Here is a 23,294-nt window from a genome sequence, read left to right on the forward strand (position 1 = left end):
CGCTGTGGGAAGCCGTGAGCTGCTGCTTCGACCCGGACTTGCCGAGGTCGTTGCCGGAAGGTGCCGTCGGGAGCATTGCGAAGAGAACATCGGCCCGCTGTCAGGTGAGGCAGAGCAGGGTTGCCGCACTGGTCGCGGGGTTGGCCCGGGAAACGGCGATGCTGGCCCGCCCGCGGTGGTCGAATCGGTCCGCAGAAAGCCCGCAGGACACCCGCAGGAGGCCGTGGGAGACCAACACACCAACGAGGAAGTCGCGTCAGGGCCCTGCTGGGCCCCCCGACGCAGGTCAGGATCGGGCCGCAGGCATTCCGTTTCAGCGTCTAATGCGTGCGACGAAAGGCCATCTGACCTGCGGCGGAGCGGGTAGGGCAGCCTTTGCGGGTGAGAGATCGAAAGCGCTGAGCACCCCGCCGAGGTCCTCAACTGGCGCATCACCGCTCAGCCGAACCTGCGTGTAGAGGCCGCGCGCAGGCGGAGCACCCGCGCGACCACACCCACGTCTCAGCCCACTCCCAAGCCGGTAGGCGAACGGCCCACGGAGCGCGGGCGTCGCCGGTAGCCGAGTCGGATCTCAGCGACGACACACGAGGATGCCGCCCCGACACGTGATCTCGAACGCCCCGTGCCGTGCGATGTCATCGGCGAGCATCGTGCGTGCCCGGTCGATCGTGGCCTCGAAGGGCACTTCGTGCTGATCCGCCCAGGCTCGGTAGGAGGCCATGTGGGCGATGACGGGCTCGGGGTCGCGGACGGTGATGCTGCCGGGCAGCTCGATGGTCTCCACCCGGCTGAACTCCTCACCGAGGTAGGCCGGGGCCTTCTCCAGGGAGAACCGGGCGCTGAGCGAGATTCGGGCGGGGCCGCGTCCGGTGCCGAGGACGTCGCCGGCGGCCCGCTGCCACAGGTCGTCGAGTTCGGCCTTGTCCTGGTCGCTGTTGGTGGAGGCGATCACCAGCCCGTCGCCGGTCACCACACGCGACAGCTCCCGGACCGCCTGGGCGATGTCGGGAACGTGATACAGCATGTGCAGCGCCAGGGCGGCGTCCACGCTCTCCGTGGCCAGCGGCAGACGGGTGGCCTCCGCCACGGCGACCGGGCCGGGGACCCCGGCGAGGATGCCGGGCGCGATGTCCAAGCCGAGCAGGTCCAGGTCAGGCCGGTCCTGGCGGAGCCGCTGGAGGAACTTGCCGTTGCCGCAGCCGATATCGACCACGCGCCCGCGCACGTTGTTCAGCTTCTCGGCGACGATGCCGGGCAGGTCGTAACGAGGCGTCTGCCACTGATAGAGCGACTGGCGGGCAGCCAGATCCCGATCACTGCTGTAGGCGCTTCCGGCCAAGCGGGCCCGGTCGGTGACGGCGGCGTCGTGGGCGGCGGACAGGTCGGTCACGTCGGCAACTCCGGGGGGTGGGCGGCAGGCAGGGACGCACGGACGGCCGTGTGCTGGAGTCGTTCGCACAGCTGTACCACCTGCGCGGCCCCACCGTACTGCGGCCCTCCCCGCTCCTGCCCGAGAACGATGAGCCGACACGTGAGACCGGCCGAGAGTCGCTCGGGCGAGGCCGCAAGGCCGAAGGCCCTCCAGGCCCACGGCTCGAAGCTCGCCGGGCGCCCCACCTTCCCGGCCCCGGGAAGGAAGCCCTCAGGCCTGGAAGAGGTGACCGACGTTGTTCCACATGAGCGTGCCGCGCCGGTCCGGCTTGTCCGCGGCCCAGTCGAGCAGGGCGTCGCGGACCTTGTCCTGCGAAACCGTGCGCGTGAACCGTCGGCGTCGTCCGATGCAAACCGGCCAGGGCCCTCGCCCGGACGCGGCTACTCCGTCGGCAGGCTGTACCGGCGCTTCTCCTTCGACGTCGCTCCCAGGCGGTCGTAGAAGCGGATCGCGCTCTCGTTCCACGACGGGGTCTGCCACTGGATCTCCGCGAGGCCCAGCCGCGTCGCCTCCTCCCGCACCGCGTTCATCAGCAGCGGGCCAAGGCCGTGGCCCCGGGAGGTCTCCGTGAGGTAGAGGCAGTCCATGTGGAGGTACTCCGTACCGTCCCAGGTGGAGACCTCCGGGGCGCAGGTCGCGTACCCCACGAGGGTCCCGTCGGGGAGGGTGGCGACCAGGCAGCGGAGTCGCGCGGGGCCGGGGCCCGGGCCGAAGAGGAGGCCGGTCAAGCGGTCCGCGAGGCCGGGCGCCGGAGGGGCCGACTTCTCGTACGCCGCGTGCTCGGTGATGAGTTCCACGACCCGCGTCAGGTCCTCCGGGCGGGCGTGCCGGACCACGGCCCGCGCGCGGTCGAGGGCCGGTCCGTCCTCGTGTTCGTGTTCGCTCATGCGGTCATCATGCCCTCGTCAGGAGCCCGTCACGGTCCCCGTACGCCCTGAGGCACAGCACCCGCCCCCGTCGCCCTCACGCCGTCATCAGGTCCGGTCCCACGAACGCCCCCGGCGCCGCCCCCTGGCCGCGGAGCCACTCGCGGTACGGGGCCGCCCGCAGCGCCACTTCCCGGTACGCCGCGGCGAGTTCCGCGTACAGGATGTCCAGGGGCGCTCCGGGCCGCGCGTACAGCAGCAGCCGGACCGCCAGCGGGTCGCCGCGCAGGGGGCGGATGGCCATGTCCTCGCGCGGGCCCGACGTCGGCTGGCACGGGGCGACGGCCTCGCCGAGGACGACGAGCGAGGCGGCCGTGTGGTAGTCGGCGTGCAGCAGGGGCGGGTCGATGCCCGCGGCGCCCAGGACCCGGCGCAGGCCGTCCCATTCGCCGTCCACGGTCGGGTCGACCATCCAGTGGTCGTCCGCCAGGTCGGCGAGGTCCACCACGGGCCCGGCGGCGGCCGGGTGGTCGCGGGCCATGGAGATGAACTGAGGTTCGCGGGCGACCAGGACGCGCCCCCGGAGGCCGTCCGGGACCCGTAACGGGCTGCCCTCGACCTCGTGCACGAAGGCCACGTCGAGCTGGCCGGCGGCGACCGTGCGCAGCAGCGCGTTGGCGGAGACGTCCATCCGGAGGCCGACGTCGGTGCCGGGCAGGCGCCGGCGGATTCCGCGCAGCCAGCCGGGGAGCGCCCGGCTCGCGGTGGAGCCGACGCGGAGTCCGGGTCCGTCGGCGCGGGCGGCGGCGCGGGCCTCGGTGACGAGCGCGGCCATGTCGGCGACGAGGGGGCGGGCCCGGCTGAGCAGGGAGTGGCCGAGCGGGGTGGGGCGGCAGCCGGTCCGGCCCCGGGAGAAGAGTTCGGCGCCCAGGGAGTTCTCGATGCGCCGCAGTTGCGTGGTCAACGAGGGCTGTGTCATGCCCAGTTGGCGGGCCGCCTTGTGCAGGCTGCCCGTGTCCGCGATGGCGCAGAGCGCGCGCAGGTGTCTCACCTCCAGCTCCATGCCCCGAGGGTAGGGCGGCTCCCTGAGTCGCACCAGACACCCGGAACCGTTCAATCACCTTTCATTCCAAGGCAGTTGAAGGTGATCCGGAGTCGTATCGGGGGCCTTCGCGGGCGGGTCCGGTGAGGGTGATGCGGTGGGGCTATCGGCGGTTGACATCATCCGCGCACGGCCCGGCTGCCCCGAGACTCTCTCCGACCCCAACAGGAGGAGCCCCCCATGCGTCACCCCAAGGTCCTCACCTCCGTACTGACCGCCGCCCTCGGCCTCGGTCTCGCCGCCTCCGTCGGTACGGCCCCGGCGGCGGCCGTGAGTACCGTCCACGCGGGCAACGCCACCGTGGCGTACGCCGGTTCGGCCGAGGAGGCCAAGGCCAATCAGGCCTTCTTCGACGCCGTCATGAAGTCGGTGGCGAAGAAGCGTGCCGCCACGCCCGGCGCGACCGCCGTCACCGTCGTCTACAGTGCCGCCAACGCGCCGAGCTTCCGCACCCAGATCTCCCGCTCGGCGCAGATATGGAACAGCTCGGTGGCGAACGTCCGTCTCGTCGAGGGCGGCAACCCGGACTTCGCGTACTACGAGGGCAACGACTCCCGTGGCTCGTACGCGAGCACCGACGGTCACGGCGGCGGCTACATCTTCCTCGACTACCAGCAGAACCAGCAGTACAACTCGACCCGTGTGACCGCCCACGAGACCGGGCACGTCCTCGGGCTGCCGGACCACTACAGCGGTCCGTGCAGCGAGCTGATGTCGGGTGGCGGACCCGGTACGTCCTGCCAGAACGCCCAGCCGAACGCGCAGGAGCGCTCCCGCGTCGACCAGCTGTGGCGCTACGGCCTCACCTCCGCCTTCAAGGGCTGATCCCGGCCCCTTCCCGCACACGGGCCGACCCTCGGCCCATCCCGTACGCGGGCTGATCCCGGCCCGTTCCGAGCCCCCCACGTACGACGACGGCGGCGCCCCTCCCTCTCCGCGTTCGAGGGGGCGCCGCCGTCCCGTGCTTCTCAGGCCGGCTGGAGCAGACGGCGGCCGAAGTCCGCGCCGGGCGGGAGCTGGCGCCGGACCCGGTCGAGCGCCCCGTCGAAGTCACCCCCGGCGACGCACGCTTCGAAGGCCGCGCCGCCGTAGTGCAGCGTCAGGCTGAGGTCCCCCCGCTCGCCGAGCGTCAGCAGACAGGCCAGCGTGGCCTGTTGGGAGGCGCCGTCCACGACGACGGGGAGCGGCAGGTCCCACTCCAGGACGCAGCCGGTGAGGGGCTGCCCGCCCTCGCCGTCCGCGCTGAGCGCGGCGAAGCCCTCGCCCTTGTACTCGATACCCCTGATGCGGGCGGTGACGTGCCGCCCATCGGCTGTGATGACCAGCGCTTCCGCGCCGTTGCGGTCCCGGTACCAGCCGGTCCAGACTTCCGTCGACTCCGATGACATGCGCGGACTGTAGCGGTATGACCGGCTCCGGCGCGCGCCTGGTCACCCTGCGGCCGGACTTCTCCCGATCTTGCCGTTTGTGCCGGTCACGTGCGTGCTCGCGGCTTCCGCTCCCGTCCCGGTCCCCGGCTCGGCGCCGGCGCCCGCGGGCTCGTGGAGCGGGCAGTCGGGATTGCGGCAGGGCTGGACCTCCCACTCCGGCACCCAGGCCCCGAGGACCTTGTGCCGGGTGGCCACAGTGGCCCGCCGACGGCCACAGGCCGGGCAGTCGAACTCGGCCCGGGGATCCCGCGTCGTGCGGGGCGCCTCATCACCCATGGTTCCAGGGTAGGACGCCCCGCGCGGCGGCGCCCGTCGCCGCTACCGCTGCCTGGCGTACGTACGGACGAGCACGCCGTTGTCGAAGGCGCGCACCGCGCCGAGTTCGAAGTCGCGGGGCTCGAAGCCGGCGCCGAACATCGGCATGCCGCTGCCGTAGACCTGCGGGTAGGTCTTGATGATCAGCTCGTCGATCTCCTCGATGAGCTCGCCGGCGATGGTCGAGCCGCCGCAGAGGTAGATGCCCAGGGGGCTGTCCTCGGCCTTGAGTTCGCGGACGCGGCCGACGAGGTCGTCGGCGATCAGCTCCACGTTGGCGTGGGGCGACTCGGCCAGCGAGCGGGTGGCGACGAACTCGCGCAGGTGGTTGTACGGACTGGTGACGCCGATGTCCAGGGCGAGCTGGTAGGACCGCATCCCCTGGATCAGGGTGTCGAAGTGCTTGTTCTCGGCGTCGATCCCGAAGATCTCCCGTGCGTGCGTCGGGACGGTGTCGGGGTACTCGGCGCTCATGGCCTCCATGTACGCGCCGGTCGAGTACTTGAACATGGACGAGGCATCGCCTTCGGGGTCACCGATGAAGCCGTCGATGGTGCAGGCGATGTAATACGTGAGCTTGCGCAAGCCGGTCCTCTTCTCCTTCGGAGCGCGGCTGCGATCGCAACCACGACGGCTATAGTGCTTCACCTGTAGTGGTTGCGCAAGACCCTTTTTCGAGAAGATCCGCTCTACCCGGAGGGAGCCCGAGATGGCCAAGAACCCGGAACGCCGTACGGCACTGCTCGACGCCGCGATCGAGGTCCTGGCGGACGAAGGTGCCCGCGGGCTGACCTTCCGCGCGGTCGACGCCCGTGCCGGCGTCCCCACGGGCACCTCGTCCAACTACTTCCGCGACCGGGACCAGTTGCTCTCCCAGGTCGGTGACCGGATCTTCGTACGGCTGACCCCGACGCCGGAATCCGTGGAGACCGCCTTCGCCCCCGCGCCCAGCCGGGAGCTGCTGGTGGAGCTGATGCGCTGGATCGCCCGGCGTCTGACGGCCGAGCGCACCTGCTACCTCGGGCTGTTCGAACTCCGCCTGGAAGCCGTACGCCGCCCCGAGCTGCGCACCCAGCTCACCAGGGTGCTCCGCTCCGACCTGGACGAGAACGTCCGGGGGCACCTCGCCGCCGGGATGCCCGGGGACGCCGACACGGTCCGGCTGCTCTACTTCGCGCTCACCGGACTGCTGCTCGACCACTTCACCGTCCCGGACCTGCACGGCGACCGGCACCTGGACGAGCTCATCGAGACGGTGGTCACCCGCATCGTCCCCGCCGCCTGAGGCCCGCCGGCCGACGACAGGCGCCCGCCGGTCCTCAGCGTGTGCGGCGCGTGACGAACTCCGCCAGGGCAAGCAGGTCTCCCGCCGCCGCCGGATCCGGGACCGCCTGCGCCAGGTACTCGACCGCGCGGCCCATCCGCTCGGCCGCCTGCGCCTGCGCCCAGTCGCGCCCGCCGGCCCGCTCGACCGCGTCCGCCGCCGCCCGTACCGCCGCCGCGTCCAGCACCGGACGGGCGTAGATCTCGGCCAGCTCCTCGCCCGCCGGGGTCCCCGAGGTCAGCGCCGCCACCACGGGGAGCGACTTCTTGTGGGCGACCAGATCGGCCCCGGCCGGCTTGCCCGTCCGGTCCGGGTCGCCCCAGATCCCGATCAGGTCGTCGATCAACTGGAAGGCGAGGCCCGCCTCCCGGCCGAACGCGTCGAGCGCCGCGACCTCCTCCTCGGCCGCGCCCGCGTAGAGCGCGCCGATGGCGCAGGAGGCGCCGAGCAGCGCCCCGGTCTTCGCGGTGGCCATGGCCAGGCACTCGTCGAGCGTGACCGCGCGGGGGTCGCGCTGTTCGAGTGCGCAGTCCGCCTGCTGCCCGGCGCACAGCTCGATGACGCAGGCCGCCAGGCGCGCGGCGGCGGCGGGCGAGGCCGGGTGCGGGTCCTCGGCGAGCAGCCGCAGCGCGAGCGCGCTCATCGCGTCACCGGCGATCAGCGCGTCCGGGATGCCGAAGACGGTCCAGGCGGTGGGCCGGTGCCTCCGGGTCACGTCCTCGTCGACGATGTCGTCGTGGAGCAGGGTGAAGTTGTGTGCGAGCTCGACAGCCGCGGCGGCCTTCACCGCCTGGGCCTCCTCGGCGCCGAGCGCCCGCGCCGCCGCCAGGACCAGGGCGGGCCGGATCGCCTTGCCCGGCTGCTCCGCGGCGGGTGTGCCGTCGGCGTGCTCCCAGCCGAAGTGGTACATCGCGACCCGCCGCATGGAGCCGGGCAGGGTCTCGACGGTCGAGCGCAATTGGGGATTGACAGCGGTGCGCGTCCGGTCCAGGAGCCGCACGGCCCCCTGACCGTCGGTGACGGCATCCGCGCTGGCCATGGTCACGGTCACTTCCTTCGTTTCCTCCGTGGCGGTACTGCGCGGCGACGAGCCGGGAACGCCCGGGGGCGGGAGGGTTCGGTCCCCGCCCCCGGGCGTCGTCGGACTCAGCGCCAGCGGCCGACCTCGACGTTCTCCAGGACGCCGAGCGCGTCCGGGACGAGGACCGCCGCCGAGTAGTAGGCCGTGACCAGGTAGGAGATGATCGCCTGCTCGTCGATGCCCATGAAGCGGACGGAAAGGCTGGGCTCGATCTCGTCGGGCAGGCCGGTCTGGTGCAGACCGATCACGCCCTGGTCGGCCTCGCCGGTACGCATGCAGATGATCGAGGTGGTGCGGGCGTCCGACACCGGGATCTTGTTGCACGGGTAGATCGGCACACCGCGCCAGGTCGGGATGCGGTTGCCGTTGATGTCGATCGTCTCGGGCACCAGACCGCGCTTGTTGAGCTCCCGACCGAAGGCGGCGATGGCGCGCGGGTGCGCCAGGAAGAGCTTGGAGCCCCGGCGGCGGGAGAGCAGCTCGTCCATGTCGTCGGGGGTGGGGGCGCCGTCGTGGGGCTGGATCCGCTGCCCGTAGTCGCAGTTGGCGAGGAGGCCGAACTCCTTGTGGTTGACGAGCTCGTGCTCCTGGCGCTCACGGAGCGCCTCGACCGTGAGCCGCAACTGCTGCTCGGTCTGGTTCATCGGCTGGTTGTAGAGGTCGGCGACGCGGCTGTGGACCTTCAGTACGGTCTGGGCGACGCTCAGCTCGTACTCACGGGGCGAGGCGTCGTAGTCGACGTACGTGTGCGGGACGACGGCCTCGCCGACGTGGCCGGCGGAGAGGTCGATGGCGGCCTCGCCGTAGGTGTTGGTGCGCTGGTCCGGCAGGGCGGCCACCGTCGCGAGGTGGGCGGCGAGCGAGCCGGCGCGGTCCGCGAGGTTCCGCACGTCGTCCCGGGTGAGCTCGAGGACCGTACAGGCGGTGGCCGCGCGGGCGGTCCACTCCCAGGAGGCCTCCGGGTCGACGAGGGCGTCGTCGCCGAAGTAGGCGCCGTCGGCGAGGACGCCGATCACGGCCTCGTCCCCGTACGGCCCCTCGCCGACCTGCTCGACCCTGCCGTGCGCGAGGAGGTGGACCCGGTCGGTCGGCTCGCCCGCGACGGCGATCACCTCGCCCGCCGCGTAATCCCGCTGGCGGCAGCGGGACGCCAGCTCGGTCAGCGCCTCCTCGTCCTCGTAGCCGCGCAGGGCGGGGAGCTCGCCGAGTTCGGCGGGGATGACCGCGACGCGCTCTCCGGTCTGCACGAAGGTGACCCGGCCGTCACCCACGGAGTAGCTGAGCCTCCGGTTCACCCGGTACGTACCGCCCTGCACCTGGACCCACGGCAGCGCCCGCAGCAGCCACCGCGAGGTGATCTCCTGCATCTGCGGTGCCGACTTGGTGGTCGTGGCGAGGTTCCGCGCGGCGGCGGTGCCGAGACTCTGCTGCGGGGACTGCTGCTCCGCGCGGACCTCGTCGCCAACCGAACCAACGGACATGGAACTCCCTCTCGTATGACCTCGAAAAAGACTGAGTTGCGAGAGAAAGCCTTTCAGCACGGAACGTGTCGGCGCCATTACACATTCGGGTGGGACTGTTCGACGATCTTCGGGGCATGTCACGTGATTTCCATCCGAACAGCGGAGCCCCACCCGCCCCATCGGCCGGTGTCCGGATCGGCTCGCACACCGTCCGAACGGATGGCAGCGGACTGGCGGACTCCGGTATTCCGGAAGCTCACCCCGTCCTCCGGAGGGAGTCGGTCATGTCCTCACCCATGTCGGCGAGCAGGTTCCTCGACGCGCTGCGCGACGAAGGCCTCACGGTCGTCCAGGTCGGCGAATGGTCCACCCACAACCGCAACCACAAGGGCCCCTGGGGCCCCGTGTACGGCGTGATGATCCACCACACCGTGACCCGGGGCACCGCGAACACCGTCCGGATCTGCCGGGACGGCTACGCGACCCTGCCGGGACCCCTCTGCCACGGCGTGATCGCCAAGGACGGCACGGTCCACCTCGTCGGCTACGGCCGCGCCAACCACGCGGGGCTCGGCGACGACGAGGTGCTCCGGGCGGTCATCGCCGAGCAGGGACTACCGCCGGACGACGAGGCCACGACGGACGGCAACCGGTACTTCTACGGCTTCGAGTGCGAGAACCTCGGGGACGGCAAGGACCCGTGGCCGAAGGTCCAGCTGGATGCCATCGCGAAGGCGGCGGCGGCGCTGTGCCGGGTGCACGGCTGGACGCAGCGCTCGGTGATCGGGCACCGGGAGTGGCAGCCGGGGAAGGTCGACCCGCGCGGCTTCACGATGGCCTCGATGCGGGAACGGATCGCCGACGTCCTGAGCTGAGCGCGCGTGGGGCGGTTCCACGGCTCCGCCGGCCACGGACAATGGCCGGGTGAACGCGTTCGACCTCTCCCGTCTCCGGCCCCGGCTCCCCTCCCCCCTGGAGCCGGTGGAGGACGAGCGCTTCGCCCGGCGCGGCCTCACGCTGCTCCTCAAGCGCGAGGACCTGATCCACCCCGACCTGCCGGGCAACAAGTGGCGCAAGCTCGCCCTCAACCTGGGTGCCGCCGCCGGACGTCCCGTCCTGACCTTCGGCGGCGCGTACTCCAACCACCTGCGGGCGACCGCCGCCGCCGGGCGGCTGCTCGGCTTCCCCACGGTCGGGATCGTCCGGGGCGACGAGCTGGCCGGGCGCCCGCTCAACCCCTCCCTCGCGCGGTGCGCGGCGGACGGGATGCGGCTGGAGTTCGTGGACCGGACCACGTACCGGGCGAAGAACGATCCGGCGACCCTGGCACGGCTCCTCGACCGTGCCCCCGCGGGCGCGTACGTGGTCCCCGAGGGCGGCAGCAACGCGCTCGCGGTGCGGGGCTGCGTCGAGCTGGGACGGGAGCTCGCCGGGGTGGCGGACACGGTCGCCGTCGCCTGCGGCACCGGCGGCACCCTCGCGGGCCTCGCGGCCGGGCTCTCCCCCGGGCAGCGGGCGCTCGGCGTCCCGGTCCTCAAGGGCGGCTTCCTGGGCGGGGAGGTCCGCGCCCTCCAGGAGGCGGCGTTCGGCGGGCCGCGCGGTGACTGGACGCTGGACGAACGTTTCCACTGCGGGGGGTACGCGCGCGCGTCCCCCGTTCTGGAGGACTTCGCACGCGACTTCGAGGCGCGGCACGGACTCGCCATCGAGCGACTGTATGTGGCCAAAATGCTTCACGGCCTGACGACCCTCGCGGAGGAGGGCGCGTACCCGGCGGGCACCCGGCTCGTGGCCGTGGTGACGGGCGCCCCGGACCGGCCCGGGCAGACCGGCCCCGGCGGCACTCAGCCGTCCGACTCCTCGCGGTAGGCCGCCGCCTCCTCCAGGTCGAGTCTGCGCAGCAGCGTCCGCATCATCTCGTCGTCGATCCGGCGCGCGTCCCGCAGCTGTACGAAGACCTCACGCTCGGCGTCGATCATCTCGCGCGACAGCCGCCGGTAGGTGTCGTCCGCCGTCTCGCCGGTGACCTCGTTGACGGAGCCCAGCCGCTCCCAGACCGCGTTGCGGCGCCGTTCGAGGACCGTGCGCAGCCGGTCGGCGAGGGGCTTCGGCAGAGCGTTGCGCTCGTCGGCGAGGAGCTTGTCGAGGCGTTCCTCGGCGGCCCGCGAGGCCTCGCTCTGGGCCTGCGCCTCGGCCAGCGTCTCGGCGTACGTGTCCCGTCCGGGGAGTTTCAGGAGCCGGATCAGGGGCGGGAGGGTCAGTCCCTGCACCACCAGGGTGCCGATCACGGTGGTGAAGGTGAGGAAGAGGACGAGGTTGCGGGCAGGGAACTCCACACCGTCGGTGACGACGGGGATGGAGAAGGCGATGGCCAGGGAGACCACGCCGCGCATGCCGGCCCAGCCGACGACGAGGGGCGCCCGCCAGTCCACCTCGGGCTCCCGTTCCCGGATGCGCGGGGACGTCCAGCGGGGCAGGAAGGTCGCCGGGTAGACCCAGACGAAGCGGACGACGACCACGGCGACGAAGACGCCGACCGCGTACCAGGCCGCTTCGCCCATCCCGTACGGGCCGAGTCCCTGGACGACGTACGGCAGCTGGAGGCCGATCAGGGCGAAGACGGCGGACTCCAGGACGAAGGCGACCATCTTCCAGACCGCCTCCTCCTGGAGCCGGGTCGCGAAGTCGACCTGCCAGGCGCGGTGGCCGAGGAAGAGGCCGACCACGACGACGGCGAGGACTCCGGAGGCGCCGACCTCCTCGGCCGCCGCGTAGGCGACGAAGGGGATGAGGAGGGAGAGCGTGTTCTGGAGGAGGGAGTCGCCGAGGCTGCGGCGCAGCCAGTGGATGGGCACCATGAGGACCAGGCCGACGCCGATGCCGCCGAGGGCCGCGAGCGCGAACTCCCCCAGGCCGCCCGCCCAGCCGACGCCCTCGCCGACGGCCGCCGCGAGGGCGACCTTGTAGGCGGTGATGGCGGTGGCGTCGTTCACCAGGGACTCGCCCTGGAGGATCGTGGTGATCCGGTTCGGCAGGCCGAGCTTGCGCGCGATGGCGGTGGCGGCGACGGCGTCCGGCGGGGCGACCACCGCGCCCAGCACGAGCGCGGCGGTCAGCGGCAGGTCGGGGACGAGGGCGTACGCGAGCCAGCCCACGGCCACGGTGGCGAAGAGGACGTATCCGACGGAGAGCAGCGCGACGGGCCGGATGTTGGCCCGCAGGTCGAGATACGAGGAGTCGACGGCCGCCGTGTAGAGGAGTGGGGGCAGGATCAGCGGCAGCACGATGTGCGGGTCGAGGGTGTAGTCCGGCACCCCGGGGACGTACGAGGCGACGAGACCGGACGCGACGAGCAGCAGGGGGGCGGGCACCGGTGTCCGGCGCGCGATCCCCGCGATCGCGGCGCTCGCCGCCACCAGCGCCACCAGTTGCAGTGCGTCCATGCCCGTCTGCCCCGTCCCTGTCCGTGCCGCGACGTAACCTGGCCATCATGAGCGAGTGCCCGCACGTAGCCGAAATGCCGCGCCCCGAACCGGCGCCGCTGGCCGACACCTGTCCCGAGTGCCTTGCGGACGGTACACATCCGGTACAGCTGCGGCTCTGTCTGGCCTGCGGGCACGTGGGCTGCTGCGACTCCTCGGCGGGCCGGCACGCGACGGGGCACTTCTCCACGACCGGGCATCCGGTGATGCGGACGTTCGAGCCGGGCGAGGCCTGGCGCTGGTGCTTCGTGGACGGCTCGATCGTCTGACCCGGACCCGCGGTCCGGGCCGGATCGTCCGGCCGTCCGCCGGTCCGGTCGTACGACCGTCCGGCGATTCGGCCGTCCGACGGTTCGCCCGCCCGCCGGTTGGGTACGTCATCCCTCCGCCGGTCGCTCGTTCCCGGCCCCCGCAGACCCCTGCCCACCGTCCGCGCCCATGGGCCTACCATGGGTGACGGTCGGTGACGGGGGAGGCGGGAGCCGACGGCGACACGGCGGGACCGATCGCGATAGCGTCACGGCGGACTGCGCAGTCCCTGCGTACCGCCCGGTTCGGGGGGCCCTTTCCCCCGAGCCCCGAATGAGCTTGCGCCACCTTGGAGGTGAGGGTGTCCCAGATCACAGGCGAGCCCGGGACCCAGGACTTCGTGGAAGTCCGGCTGCCCGCTGCGGGTGCCTATCTGTCCGTGCTGCGTACGGCCACAGCCGGTCTCGCGGCGCGCTTGGACTTCACCCTCGACGAGATCGAGGACTTGCGGATCGCGGTCGACGAGGCCTGCGCCATCCTGCTCCAGCAGGCCGTGCCGGGGTCCGTCCTCAGCTGTGTCTTCCGGCTGGTCGACGACTCCCTCGACGTGACCGTCTCCGCCCCGACGACGGACGGCCGGGCGCCCGAGCGGGACACCTTCGCCTGGACGGTGCTCTCGGCACTGGCCGGCAAGGTGGAGTCGTCGGTGGCCGACGACCGTACGGTCTCGATCAGCCTGTACAAACAGCGCGGCGCGGGGCCAGGCCCGGCGTGAGGCGCGGGGACGCGACGGCCGGCATCCCTGAGCAGCAGGCACGGCCGTATGAGGTCGCTACGGAGCAGGCGGACCAGATGAGCGAGCACGAGCAGCACCACGAGGTTCCCGAGACACCAGGTGTCTCCGAGGCCCCCCGGGGCCCCGCGAGTGCGGAGGGCTCCGCCGCGGCTCCCGAGGAGCCGCGGTCGGCGGAGGCCGATGCCGCCGCGGGCGGGGACGCGGAGGCGGACGCCGGCGCGGGGAAGCCCGGGGACGAGGCCGAGGAGGACGACGAGGAACCGGACGTCCCCGCCGCCCCGGACCCGCACGACCGGAGCGGCGCCCGCGCCCTCTTCATCACGCTGCGCGAGCTGCCCGAGGGCTCCCCGGAGAAGGCGGAACTGCGCAACCGGCTGGTACGGATGCACCTGCCGCTGGTGGAGCACCTGGCCCGGCGCTTCCGCAACCGCGGCGAGCCGCTGGACGACCTGACCCAGGTCGCGACCATCGGTCTGATCAAGTCGGTGGACCGGTTCGACCCGGAGCGCGGCGTCGAGTTCTCGACGTACGCGACCCCCACGGTCGTCGGTGAGATCAAGCGCCACTTCCGTGACAAGGGGTGGGCGGTCCGGGTGCCGCGCCGGCTCCAGGAGCTGCGGCTCTCGCTGACCACGGCCACGGCGGAGCTCTCCCAGCAGCACGGCCGCTCGCCGACCGTGCACGAGCTGGCGGAGCGGCTCGGGATCTCGGAGGAGGAGGTCCTGGAGGGGCTGGAGTCGGCGAACGCCTACTCGACGCTGTCCCTGGACGTCCCCGACACGGACGACGAGTCGCCGGCGGTCGCGGACACGCTCGGCGCGGAGGACGAGGCCCTGGAGGGGGTCGAGTACCGCGAGTCGCTCAAGCCGCTGCTCGAGGACCTGCCGCCCCGGGAGAAGCGGATCCTGCTGCTGCGCTTCTTCGGGAACATGACCCAGTCGCAGATCGCGCAGGAGGTCGGCATCTCTCAGATGCACGTCTCCCGGCTGCTGGCACGGACCCTGGCGCAGTTGCGGGAGAAGCTCCTCGTCGAGGAGTGACCCCTCAGGCCTGCTGACCGGGGCGCCGGATGCCGAGCGCCTCGGTCGTGGCCGGGTTCACCAGGAGGACGAGCCCGGCGACGGCCAGGACGCCGAGGACGACGCCGGCCGGGATCATCGCGCTGTTCGCCTGGATCATCTGCCAGGCGACCGGCAGGGCCAGGATCTGGGTGATCACGGCCGGGCCGCGGCTCCAGGAGCGGCACAGCCACAGACCGCGGGCGGCGGCCAGCGGGATCAGACCGAGTGCGACAAGGGTCACAGCTCCGGTCGCGGCCCCGGTGAGGTCCTCGGACGTCCCGGTCAGGGCGTGCACCATCATGTACACGCCACCGGCGACGAGCCCGAGGGCCTCCACACCGGCCACGACCGCCGCCGCGGCAAGGCGGACGGGTCGGGCGGCCGGTCGGGCGCCGGCGGTCCGGTCCGTACTGTTCGTGGGCTCCGTACTGCTCATAGAGGGCAGGGTAGCGGGGGCGGGCCGGGGCTCAAGGAGCCGGGCGAGCCGTCCAGGGAGCGGGCTGGACTGGGCCCGGTACCGAGGGGTAGGTACCCTGACGCTCATGCGCGCACTTCTCGTGGTCAATCCGGCAGCCACCACCACCAGTGCCCGCACCCGTGACGTCCTGATCCACGCCCTCGCCAGCGAGATGAAGCTGGAGGCGGTCAGTACCGAGTACCGCGGACACGCGCGTGACCTGGGCAGACGGGCCGCCGACTCGGGCAACATCGACCTCGTGGTGGCCCTCGGCGGCGACGGCACGGTGAACGAGGTCGTCAACGGACTGCTCCACGACGGGCCGGATCCCGAGCGGCTCCCGGGCCTCGCGGTGGTCCCCGGCGGCTCGACGAACGTGTTCGCCCGCGCCCTCGGACTGCCGAACGACGCCGTGGAGGCGACCGGCGCCCTGCTCGACGCCCTGCGTGAGCGGCGGGCACGCACGGTGAGCCTCGGGCTCGCCTCGGGAACGCCGGGCACGGACGACGAGTCCGTCCCCTCCCGCTGGTTCACCTTCTGCGCCGGCCTCGGTTTCGACGCGAGTGTCATCGGCCGGGTCGAACAGCAGAGGGAACGAGGGAAGCGGTCCACGCACGCCCTCTATCTGCGCCAGGTGGCGCGTCAGTTCCTGGAGGAACCGAACCGCCGGCACGGCACGATCACCCTGGAGCGCCCCGGCGCCGAGCCGGTCGAGCACCTCGTCCTCTCCATAATCTGCAACACCTCCCCCTGGACCTACCTGGGCAATCGTCCGGTGTACGCGTCCCCGGAGGCCTCCTTCGAGACCGCGCTCGACGTCCTCGGACTGCGCCGTCTATCCACTCCGGCGGTGGCCCGCTACGCCACCCAGCTGCTCACCTCGACCCCCGAGCGAGGGCCGCGCGGCAAGCACGCCGTATCCCTGCACGACCTGACCGACTTCACCTTGCATTCGAAGGTCCCTCTCCCCCTCCAGATGGACGGAGACCACCTGGGACTGCGTACGAGCGTGACGTTCACAGGCGTACGCCGTGCACTGCGTGTGATTGTGTGAGTGGAAGGGCCCAAAGTCCTTTCACTCGAACGTTTAGGCGTGCATCCACCCCTTAGAAGTACGGCTGTGACCTAGCCGACACCGAGGAATCAAAAAAAACTTTCCGGAAGGGGTTGTATCCGTTGCCGGGGTTTGGGAGTCTCTTCTTGGCGATCGGGACGGCCCGCAACACCGGCCTCCACTGAGAGCCAGAACCCCTCCTCAGTAACAAGGACCACACCAGTTGACCTGGCAGTCGGCCCTTCCCTTGCGGGGGGATTCGTGAAAGCGTTCACATTCACAAGCAACTCGCACATAACACTGAGAGAGGTAGCAGCCATGGACTGGCGTCACAACGCCGTTTGTCGTGAGGAAGACCCCGAGCTGTTCTTCCCCATCGGCAACACCGGTCCTGCGCTGCTGCAGATCGAGGAAGCCAAGGCCGTCTGCCGCCGCTGCCCCGTCATGGAGCAGTGCCTGCAGTGGGCGCTCGAGTCCGGCCAGGACTCCGGCGTCTGGGGTGGCCTCAGCGAGGACGAGCGCCGCGCGATGAAGCGCCGTGCCGCTCGCAACCGGGCGCGTAACGCCAGCGCCTGAGCCACCTGCACAGCCTGAGGCACGCGGCGCGTACACAGCGTACGCAATCACCGCTCCCGAGCCGCAGCACGCAGCAGTAACCCACAGCATTCGAGCCCCGGACCGATTTCCTCGGTCCGGGGCTCGCTGCTGTTCCACCTTCGGGCTTTCCCCTGATTCCGGCCTTCTCCGGTTTCCGCCATTCCCGCCGTACGGCTACTTCAACGGCTGTACGGGAATGTCGAGGACCACCTTCGTGCCGCGTTCGGAGCCCGGCAGCATGTCGAAGGAGCCGCCCAACTCCCCTTCCACCAGGGTCCGTACGATCTGGAGGCCGAGATTTCCGGCGCGCTGCGGATCGAATCCCTCGGGCAGGCCGCGGCCGTCGTCCCGGACGGTGATCAGGAGCCGGGCATCGGCCCTGGGTTCGCCGCGCACCGCGGTGACTTCGACGGCGCCCTCGTCACCCGGGGCGAAAGCGTGCTCCAGGGCGTTCTGCAGGATCTCGGTGAGGACCATGGCGAGCGGGGTCGCGACCTCGGCGTCCAGAATGCCGAAGCGGCCGTTGCGCCGGCAGGTGATCCGGCCCGGGGAGATCTCGGCGACCATCGCGATCACCCGGTCGGCGATCTCGTCGAACTCGACGCGCTCGTCCAGGTTCTGAGACAGCGTCTCATGGACGATGGCGATGGAACCGACGCGCCGCACCGCCTCGTTGAGGGCCTCGCGGGCGCTTCTTCCGCCTGGAGCGGCAGCGTCCATCCGACGAGCCTGGAGGCGCAACAGGGCGGCCACCGTCTGGAGGTTGTTCTTCACCCGGTGGTGGATCTCCCGGATGGTGGCGTCCTTGGTGATCAACTCGCGTTCGCGGCGGCGCAGTTCGGTGACGTCCCTGAGCAGGACGAGCGAACCGATCCGGGTGCCCTTGGGCTTGAGCGGGATCGCCCGCAGCTGGATCACCCCGCCGTTGCCCTCGACCTCGAACTCGCGGGGCGCGTAGCCGGAGGCGAGGGTGACCAGGGCCTCGTCCACCGGGCCCCGGGACGGGGCGAGTTCGGCGGTGATCTGGCCGAGGTGCTGGCCGACCAGGTCGGCGGCGAGACCGAGCCGGTGGTACGCGGAGAGGGCATTGGGCGAGGCGTACTGCACGATGCCCTCGGCGTCGAGCCGGACCAGTCCGTCGCCGGCGCGCGGCGAGGAGTCCATGTCGACCTGCTCGCCGGGGAAGGGAAACGTTCCGGCGGCGATCATCTGGGCGAGGTCGGAGGCCGACTGGAGGTAGGTCAGCTCGAGCCGGGAGGGGGTGCGGACGGTCAGCAGGTTGGTGTTGCGCGCGATGACACCGAGGACCCGGCCCTCCCTGCGCACGGGGATGGACTCGACCCGTACCGGGACCTCCTCGCGCCACTCGGGGTCGCCCTCGCGGACGATCCGGCCCTCGTCGAGAGCGGCGTCGAGCAGTGGACGACGGCCGCGCGGCACCAGATGGCCGACCATGTCGTCCTGGTAGGAGGTGGGGCCGGTGTTGGGCCGCATCTGCGCGACGGACACGTACCGCGTGCCGTCGAGGGTCGGGACCCAGAGGACGAGGTCCGCGAAGGAGAGGTCGGAGAGCAGCTGCCACTCCGACACCAGCAGGTGGAGCCACTCGAGGTCGGAGTCGCTCAGGGCGGTGTGCTGGCGCACGAGGTCGTTCATGGAGGGCACGGTGCGAGCGTACCCGCGGAATAAAGGGCCGGTGAACCTGGATCTCCTGGGCTACGTGTTGGAGTATGGGCCAGGAACGACCGCGCTCCTGTGGATGGACAGACAAGAATGGTCTAGTCCACAATGAACGCAACAGAGCCTCCATCCTCCCCGCACAGGAGGATGGAACGAGGTACCCGACGCTCTCTGCCCTGACTGCGTCGAGACCTCCCACAACGGCCGAGGGACCGCACACCCCGGCCGGCGCAACTCCGGGCTGCGGTGCCGGACGGGCTGAGGGTCCCGTCAGGCGCCGCGGCCCGCGGGCGTTTCCGGGGGCTTCACCGGCGCCCGCGCCGACACGGCGCGCACCGCGGCCCCGGCCACCACCGCGAGCTCCTCCGTCATGGCCCCCCGGCGGGCCCGCCGCGGCATGCCCCGGGGTTCGAGTGGCCGGGGTGGGCAGGGCGGCTGACGATGGGGGCGGCGGGGTGTCCGGGAGGCGGAACGGCATGAGGGGAAGGCCCCTCCTCTGCTAGATTTGGCTTTGATTGGTCTATACCACACGGCTCCTCACCAGCCCCTCATCAGATCGGCAGGCACAGCGTGGAAGTTGTCATCGTCAAGGACGCCAAGGCGGGCGGCGAGCTCATCGCGGACGGCATCGCCGACCTCCTGCGCCGCAAGCCCGACGCGCTGCTCGGCGTGGCCACGGGCTCGACTCCGCTGCCCATCTACGACGCCCTGATCGCCCAGGTCGAGGCCGGCTCCGTCGACGCCTCGCGGGCCCGGATCGCCCAGCTGGACGAGTACGTCGGCCTCCCCTCCGGCCACCCGGAGTCGTACCGCTCCACGGTGCTCCGCCAGGTCGTCGAGCCGCTCGGGCTCTCCCAGGAGGCCTTCATGGGCCCCGACGGCTCCGCCGAGGACGTCCTGGCCGCCTGCGAGGCCTACGACCGGGCGCTGACCGCGGCCGGCGGTGTGGACCTGCAGATCCTCGGCATCGGCACCGACGGTCACATCGGTTTCAACGAGCCGTGCTCCTCGCTCGCCTCCCGCACCCGGATCAAGACGCTCACCGAGCAGACCCGCGTGGACAACGCCCGCTTCTTCGACGACGACATCGAGCAGGTGCCGCACCACGTCATCACCCAGGGCATCGGCACCATCCTGGAGGCCCGCCACCTGGTGCTGCTCGCCACCGGCGAGGGCAAGGCCGAGGCCGTGGCGCAGACCGTCGAGGGCCCGGTGGCGGCGCTCGTGCCGGCCTCCGCGCTCCAGCTGCACCCGCACGCCACGGTCGTGGTGGACGAGGCCGCCGCCTCCAAGCTGAAGCTCGCGGACTACTTCCGTCACACCTTCGCCGCCAAGCCCGCCTGGCAGGGCATCTGAACCGCCCGGAACCCGCTGTGACCGCGCCCCGGTCATGGCGAAGGGGCCCGGCACCTGAACAGGTGCCGGGCCCCTTCGCGTACGCCTGCCGGAGCGACCGTCAGGCGCAGGTTCCGACGACGGCCTCGGCGGCGGCCCGGCCGCAGACCCGGGCCGCGCCGTGGGTGGCGATGTGCAGGGCCCCGCGGGGCTCCGCCTCGTTCAGGCCCATCTCGACCACGACCGTGTCGGGGCGGGCCGCGACGAGGCCGTCCAGGGCCTCGCCCATCCAGGGGTGGCGGTGGACGTCACGTACGACCGCCACGATCCGCCGCTCCCCCGCTGCGGCGAGGACGGCGTCCACGGAGGAGTCGGCGTAGGAGCCGGTCTCCGTGCCGGGCAGCAGCCGGTCCAGCTCGGCCGCGACGCCCCAGGGCGTCTCGTCGCCCACCGCGAAGTTCGCGACGGGAGTGAAGGAGGCCACGTAGGGAGCGCTGCTCATCGGCGTGTACGGCCGGTCCCCCCGGGTCACATTGAGGGCCCGGCGGGCGGCGACGAGTCCGATGTCGGCGCCGGGCGCGGTCCCCTCCTGCACTGCCGCGCCCGGCACCGATTCAGCCCCCCTGGCCCGGTGCGCCTGGGTCCAGGACGCCAGGGCGCGCACGCGCGCCGCGGCGTCGGCAAGCCGCTCCTCGGGCAGTTCACCGGTCCGTACCGCGTTCACCAGCGCGTCGCGCAGCTGCAGCACGGTGTCCTCGTCGCACAGCCCGCCGCCGACGCAGATGGCGTCGGCGCCCGCGGCGATGGCGAGGACGGATCCGCGCTCGATGCCGTACGTCGCGGCGACGGCCTGCATCTCCATGCCGTCGGTGACGATCAGGCCCTCGAAGCCCAGCTCCTGGCGCAGCAGACCGGTGAGGATCTGCGGGCTCAGGGTGGCCGGACGGTGCGGGTCGAGCGCGGAGAGCAGAATATGCGCGCTCATGACCGCTTTGGTACCCGCGGCGATGGCCGCGCGGAAAGGCACCAGCTCACGGGCGTGCAGTGTGGCGAGGTCCACATCGATCCGGGGCAGCGCGTCGTGGGAGTCCACGTTCGTGTCGCCGTGTCCGGGGAAGTGCTTGGTGCAGGCCGCGACCCCGACGCCCTGGAGGCCGTCGACGTACGCCACCGTGTGCCGGGCGACCAGGTCCGGGTCCGGCCCGAAGGACCGGACGCCGATGACCGGGTTCTCGGCGTTGGAGTTGACGTCGGCGGACGGCGCCCAGTTGAGGTCGACACCGCACCGGGCGAGCCGGCGGCCGAGCTCGCGGGCCACGGCCCGGGTGAGCTCGACGTCGTCCACGCTGCCGAGCGCGTAGTTGCCGGGGAACGACGACCCCTGCTTGACCTCGAGGCGGGTGACGTCGCCGCCCTCCTCGTCGATGGCGACGAGGACGTCGTCCCGCTCGGATCGCAGCTGCGCGGTGAGCGCGGCGAGCTGCTCGGGGCTGACGATGTTCCGGCCGAAGAGACCGACCGAGGAGAGGCCCTCGCCGATGCGGCGGAGCAGCCAGTCGGGCGCGGTGGTCCCGACGAAGCCGGGCTGGAGCACCGTGAGCGCGTCACGGGTCAGGGTGTCCGCGCCGTGTACGAGTGTGGTCATGGGGAGCCGTTATCCCTTCACCGCGCCGGCGGTCATGCCGCCGACGGCCTTGCGCTGGAGGAAGAGGAAGACGATGAGGACGGGCAGTGCGAAGAGCGTGGAGGCGGCCATGGTGGCGCCCCAGTCGCTGCCGAACGCGGTCTGGAACTGGGTCAGCCAGAGCGTCAGGGTCTGCGACTCCTTGTCCTTGTTCAGCATGAGGATCATGGCGAACTCGTTCCAGGCGGTGATGAAGCCGAAGAGCGAGGTCGACATCAGGCCGGGGGCGAGCAGCGGGAAGATCACCTTGCGGAAGGCCTGCGCCCGGGTGCAGCCGTCGATCTGGGCGGCCTCCTCCAGCTCGACCGGGACGGCGGCGATGAAGCCGCGCAGGGTCCAGATGGTGAAGGGGAGGACCATCACGAAGTAGATGAGCGTGAGCATCGGAATGCTGTTCAGCATGTCGTTCTCACGGGAGATCATGTACATCGCGATGACCATGACCTCCCAGGGGGCCATCTGCGCCAGCATCACGATGAGGACGATGCCCTTGCGTCCCTTGAACCGCATGCGGGCGATGGCGAAGCTCGCGGCCAGGGCGACGAGCAGGGCCAGGAGGACGGCGCCGATGGTGACGGTGAGGCTGTTGGTGACGTACGTCCAGAACAGGTCGACACCGGTCGCCGTCGTGTAGTTCTCCAGCGTCGGCGTGAAGACGAAGACGGGGTCCTTCGTCATGATCTCGTGCTGCGGCTTCAGCGAGGACGAGAACATCCAGTAGACGGGGAAGACGAACACCACCGCGATCACGAGGGCGCTGACGTTCTTGGCGACCGTGCCGACCGTGAGCGGCTTCCTGGTGCGCAGCTTCTGCGGAGTCGGGTTGGTGGTGCTCACAGCTCCTCCTCCTGCTTCAGGATCAGGCGGAAGTAGAAGGACATGACCGCGATGAGCATCACGATCGTCAGGATGGAGATGGCGGCGGCGACACCGTAGTGGAACTGGCCGACGCCCTCGATGTAGGCGAAGACGGGGAGCGTCTCGGAGCCTCGGTCCGGACCGCCCAGGTTCATCGCGTAGACCTGCGCGAACGCCTTGAAGATCCAGATGATCTCCAGGAACGTGGTGATCATGAAGAAGGACTTCAGGTTCGGGAAGACCACCGCCCAGAAGGTCCGCCAGCCGCTGGCGCCGTCCATCTTGGCGGCCTCGTACAGCTCGGTCCCGACGGTCGTCAGGGCGGCGTACATGTTGAGGGCGACGAAGGGGACGGAGCCCCAGACGAGCAGGATCAGGATGATGACCAGGGTGGAGAAGCCGGTCTCGAACCAGTTGTGCTGTTCGTAGCCGGCGAAGCCGAGCGTGCGCATCAGCCAGTTCACGACGCCGAACTGCTCGTCGAAGAGCCAGCGGAAGACCGTGACGGAGGCGACGATCGGCATGGCCCAGGCGAACATCAGGGCCAGCGAGAGGACCAGTCGCATCTTCTTGCCGAGGCGGTTGAGCAGCAGGCCTATACCGGTGCCGATCGCCATGATGAGGACGACGTTGACGGCGGTGAAGACGAGGCTCCGGACGACGACGGTCCAGAAGTCCGGGTCGCCGAGCAGGTCCTTGTAGTTGTCGAAGCCGATCCAGACCGACTCGCGGGTGATGAATTCCTTCCGGTTGATCTGCTGGAAGGAGAGGATCACATTGCGGATCAGCGGGTAGAGCAGCAGCACCGCCATGGACAGCAGGGCAGGCGCGACGAGCAGGTACGGCAGCAGCCCGCCGGGCAGGGAGCGTCTGCCGCGCGAAGGCTGAAGGACTTCCTTCGGGCCCGAAGAGGGTGGCGGAGTCTGAGACTTCCCTGCCGCCCTCCCGGGCGCGTCCTGGGGACCGGCGGTCGCCGTCCCCTGGGAGTCCACGGTCATGGTCTTTTTCCTCGCGGTTCTGGGGCTCCC

At 71.2% G+C, this 23,294-nt stretch carries 23 protein-coding genes and 1 pseudogene; 11 read left to right on the forward strand and 13 right to left on the reverse strand.

Annotation, left to right across the window (positions count from 1 at the left end; translation table 11 throughout):
• Window positions 1-385: 385 nt before the first annotated feature.
• A pseudogene (locus ABT154_RS03315) lies at window positions 386-559 on the forward strand (relaxase/mobilization nuclease domain-containing protein); the annotation flags it as partial.
• Between the two features lie 12 nt (window positions 560-571).
• On the opposite strand, the gene ABT154_RS03320 reads toward ABT154_RS03315, so the two are convergent.
• The 3 genes from ABT154_RS03320 to ABT154_RS03330 all read right to left on the reverse strand — a co-directional run bounded on the left by ABT154_RS03320 (window position 572) and on the right by ABT154_RS03330 (window position 3,361).
• Window positions 572-1,390 (reverse strand): class I SAM-dependent methyltransferase, encoded by an 819-nt coding sequence (locus tag ABT154_RS03320; RefSeq protein ID WP_351852232.1) that lies wholly within the window; start codon window positions 1,388-1,390, stop codon window positions 572-574.
• A 422-nt stretch (window positions 1,391-1,812) separates the two neighbouring features.
• A complete protein-coding gene (locus tag ABT154_RS03325; protein ID WP_351852234.1) occupies window positions 1,813-2,319 on the reverse strand; it encodes a GNAT family N-acetyltransferase in 507 nt (168 codons plus the stop codon).
• 76 nt (window positions 2,320-2,395) lie between these two features.
• Entirely contained in the window at window positions 2,396-3,361 is a 966-nt protein-coding gene (locus ABT154_RS03330; RefSeq protein ID WP_351852236.1) for a LysR family transcriptional regulator, read from the reverse strand.
• A gap of 219 nt (window positions 3,362-3,580) precedes the next feature.
• Between ABT154_RS03330 and snpA the strand changes: the two genes are divergently transcribed.
• Window positions 3,581-4,225 carry a snapalysin gene (gene snpA, locus ABT154_RS03335; RefSeq protein ID WP_351852238.1) on the forward strand — a complete coding sequence of 215 codons (645 nt, stop codon included), beginning with the start codon at window positions 3,581-3,583 and terminating at the stop codon, window positions 4,223-4,225.
• 143 nt (window positions 4,226-4,368) lie between these two features.
• On the opposite strand, the gene ABT154_RS03340 is transcribed toward snpA, so the two are convergent.
• Window positions 4,369-4,788 carry a DUF6304 family protein gene (locus ABT154_RS03340; protein ID WP_317878672.1) on the reverse strand — a complete coding sequence of 140 codons (420 nt, stop codon included), beginning with the start codon at window positions 4,786-4,788 and terminating at the stop codon, window positions 4,369-4,371.
• Between the two features lie 360 nt (window positions 4,789-5,148).
• Complete coding sequence (locus ABT154_RS03345; RefSeq protein ID WP_351852239.1) at window positions 5,149-5,730, reverse strand: dihydrofolate reductase family protein; 582 nt, start codon at window positions 5,728-5,730, stop codon at window positions 5,149-5,151.
• Between the two features lie 124 nt (window positions 5,731-5,854).
• Here ABT154_RS03345 and ABT154_RS03350 point away from each other — a divergent pair, with 124 nt between their 5' ends.
• Entirely contained in the window at window positions 5,855-6,430 is a 576-nt protein-coding gene (locus ABT154_RS03350; RefSeq protein WP_351852242.1) for a TetR/AcrR family transcriptional regulator, read from the forward strand.
• Between the two features lie 34 nt (window positions 6,431-6,464).
• Here ABT154_RS03350 and ABT154_RS03355 read toward each other — a convergent pair whose 3' ends face one another.
• Both ABT154_RS03355 and ABT154_RS03360 read right to left on the reverse strand, forming a co-directional pair.
• On the reverse strand, window positions 6,465-7,508 hold the full coding sequence (locus ABT154_RS03355) for a family 2 encapsulin nanocompartment cargo protein polyprenyl transferase (RefSeq protein WP_351853123.1): 1,044 nt from the start codon (window positions 7,506-7,508) through the stop codon (window positions 6,465-6,467).
• 107 nt (window positions 7,509-7,615) lie between these two features.
• The gene (locus tag ABT154_RS03360; protein WP_351852244.1) at window positions 7,616-9,031 is read right to left on the reverse strand and encodes a family 2B encapsulin nanocompartment shell protein; all 1,416 of its coding nucleotides are present in this window, start codon (window positions 9,029-9,031) and stop codon (window positions 7,616-7,618) included.
• Between the two features lie 266 nt (window positions 9,032-9,297).
• On the opposite strand from ABT154_RS03360, the gene ABT154_RS03365 reads away from it, so the two are divergent.
• On the forward strand, window positions 9,298-9,888 hold the full coding sequence (locus ABT154_RS03365) for an N-acetylmuramoyl-L-alanine amidase (protein WP_351852246.1): 591 nt from the start codon (window positions 9,298-9,300) through the stop codon (window positions 9,886-9,888).
• Window positions 9,889-9,937: 49 nt separating this feature from the next.
• Window positions 9,938-10,882, forward strand: a complete 945-nt coding sequence (locus ABT154_RS03370; RefSeq protein WP_351852248.1) for a 1-aminocyclopropane-1-carboxylate deaminase/D-cysteine desulfhydrase — start codon at window positions 9,938-9,940, stop codon at window positions 10,880-10,882.
• On the opposite strand, the gene ABT154_RS03375 is transcribed toward ABT154_RS03370, so the two are convergent.
• On the reverse strand, window positions 10,858-12,456 hold the full coding sequence (locus ABT154_RS03375) for a Na+/H+ antiporter (RefSeq protein ID WP_351852251.1): 1,599 nt from the start codon (window positions 12,454-12,456) through the stop codon (window positions 10,858-10,860). The genes ABT154_RS03370 and ABT154_RS03375 overlap by 25 nt on opposite strands.
• A gap of 47 nt (window positions 12,457-12,503) precedes the next feature.
• Here ABT154_RS03375 and ABT154_RS03380 point away from each other — a divergent pair, with 47 nt between their 5' ends.
• The 3 genes from ABT154_RS03380 (at window position 12,504) to ABT154_RS03390 (ending at window position 14,580) form a co-directional block, all read left to right on the forward strand.
• Window positions 12,504-12,764, forward strand: a complete 261-nt coding sequence (locus tag ABT154_RS03380) for a UBP-type zinc finger domain-containing protein (RefSeq protein ID WP_351852254.1) — start codon at window positions 12,504-12,506, stop codon at window positions 12,762-12,764.
• A 341-nt stretch (window positions 12,765-13,105) separates the two neighbouring features.
• On the forward strand, window positions 13,106-13,519 hold the full coding sequence (locus ABT154_RS03385; RefSeq protein ID WP_024761155.1) for an ATP-binding protein: 414 nt from the start codon (window positions 13,106-13,108) through the stop codon (window positions 13,517-13,519).
• Complete coding sequence (locus tag ABT154_RS03390; RefSeq protein WP_502969432.1) at window positions 13,516-14,580, forward strand: RNA polymerase sigma factor SigF; 1,065 nt, start codon at window positions 13,516-13,518, stop codon at window positions 14,578-14,580. Before ABT154_RS03385 ends, ABT154_RS03390 begins: the two co-directional genes overlap by 4 nt.
• A 4-nt stretch (window positions 14,581-14,584) precedes the next feature.
• Here ABT154_RS03390 and ABT154_RS03395 read toward each other — a convergent pair whose 3' ends face one another.
• The gene (locus tag ABT154_RS03395; protein WP_351852256.1) at window positions 14,585-15,037 is read right to left on the reverse strand and encodes a hypothetical protein; all 453 of its coding nucleotides are present in this window, start codon (window positions 15,035-15,037) and stop codon (window positions 14,585-14,587) included.
• Between the two features lie 106 nt (window positions 15,038-15,143).
• On the opposite strand from ABT154_RS03395, the gene ABT154_RS03400 reads away from it, so the two are divergent.
• Complete coding sequence (locus tag ABT154_RS03400; RefSeq protein ID WP_351852258.1) at window positions 15,144-16,112, forward strand: diacylglycerol/lipid kinase family protein; 969 nt, start codon at window positions 15,144-15,146, stop codon at window positions 16,110-16,112.
• A gap of 318 nt (window positions 16,113-16,430) precedes the next feature.
• Window positions 16,431-16,688 (forward strand): WhiB family transcriptional regulator, encoded by a 258-nt coding sequence (locus ABT154_RS03405; RefSeq protein ID WP_003953983.1) that lies wholly within the window; start codon window positions 16,431-16,433, stop codon window positions 16,686-16,688.
• Window positions 16,689-16,883: 195 nt separating this feature from the next.
• Here the strand turns inward: ABT154_RS03405 and ABT154_RS03410 are convergent, their stop codons facing one another.
• Window positions 16,884-18,365, reverse strand: coding sequence for a histidine kinase N-terminal domain-containing protein (locus tag ABT154_RS03410; RefSeq protein WP_351852260.1), 1,482 nt, complete (start codon window positions 18,363-18,365; stop codon window positions 16,884-16,886).
• Between the two features lie 594 nt (window positions 18,366-18,959).
• Here ABT154_RS03410 and nagB point away from each other — a divergent pair.
• Window positions 18,960-19,745 carry a glucosamine-6-phosphate deaminase gene (gene nagB, locus ABT154_RS03415; protein ID WP_351852263.1) on the forward strand — a complete coding sequence of 262 codons (786 nt, stop codon included), beginning with the start codon at window positions 18,960-18,962 and terminating at the stop codon, window positions 19,743-19,745.
• A gap of 100 nt (window positions 19,746-19,845) precedes the next feature.
• Here nagB and ABT154_RS03420 read toward each other — a convergent pair whose 3' ends face one another.
• The 3 genes from ABT154_RS03420 to ABT154_RS03430 are packed head-to-tail and all read right to left on the reverse strand — an operon-like array spanning window position 19,846 to window position 23,264.
• Window positions 19,846-21,369 carry a glycoside hydrolase family 3 protein gene (locus ABT154_RS03420; RefSeq protein WP_351852266.1) on the reverse strand — a complete coding sequence of 508 codons (1,524 nt, stop codon included), beginning with the start codon at window positions 21,367-21,369 and terminating at the stop codon, window positions 19,846-19,848.
• A gap of 9 nt (window positions 21,370-21,378) precedes the next feature.
• Window positions 21,379-22,245 carry a carbohydrate ABC transporter permease gene (locus ABT154_RS03425; protein ID WP_502969433.1) on the reverse strand — a complete coding sequence of 289 codons (867 nt, stop codon included), beginning with the start codon at window positions 22,243-22,245 and terminating at the stop codon, window positions 21,379-21,381.
• Window positions 22,242-23,264 (reverse strand): carbohydrate ABC transporter permease, encoded by a 1,023-nt coding sequence (locus tag ABT154_RS03430; RefSeq protein ID WP_351852268.1) that lies wholly within the window; start codon window positions 23,262-23,264, stop codon window positions 22,242-22,244. The genes ABT154_RS03425 and ABT154_RS03430 overlap by 4 nt, the downstream gene beginning before the upstream one ends.
• Between the last annotated feature and the right edge of the window lie 30 nt (window positions 23,265-23,294).

Source organism: Streptomyces sp. NPDC001728, from assembly GCF_040297565.1.
In the GTDB taxonomy this organism is placed as follows: Bacteria; Actinomycetota; Actinomycetes; order Streptomycetales; family Streptomycetaceae; genus Streptomyces.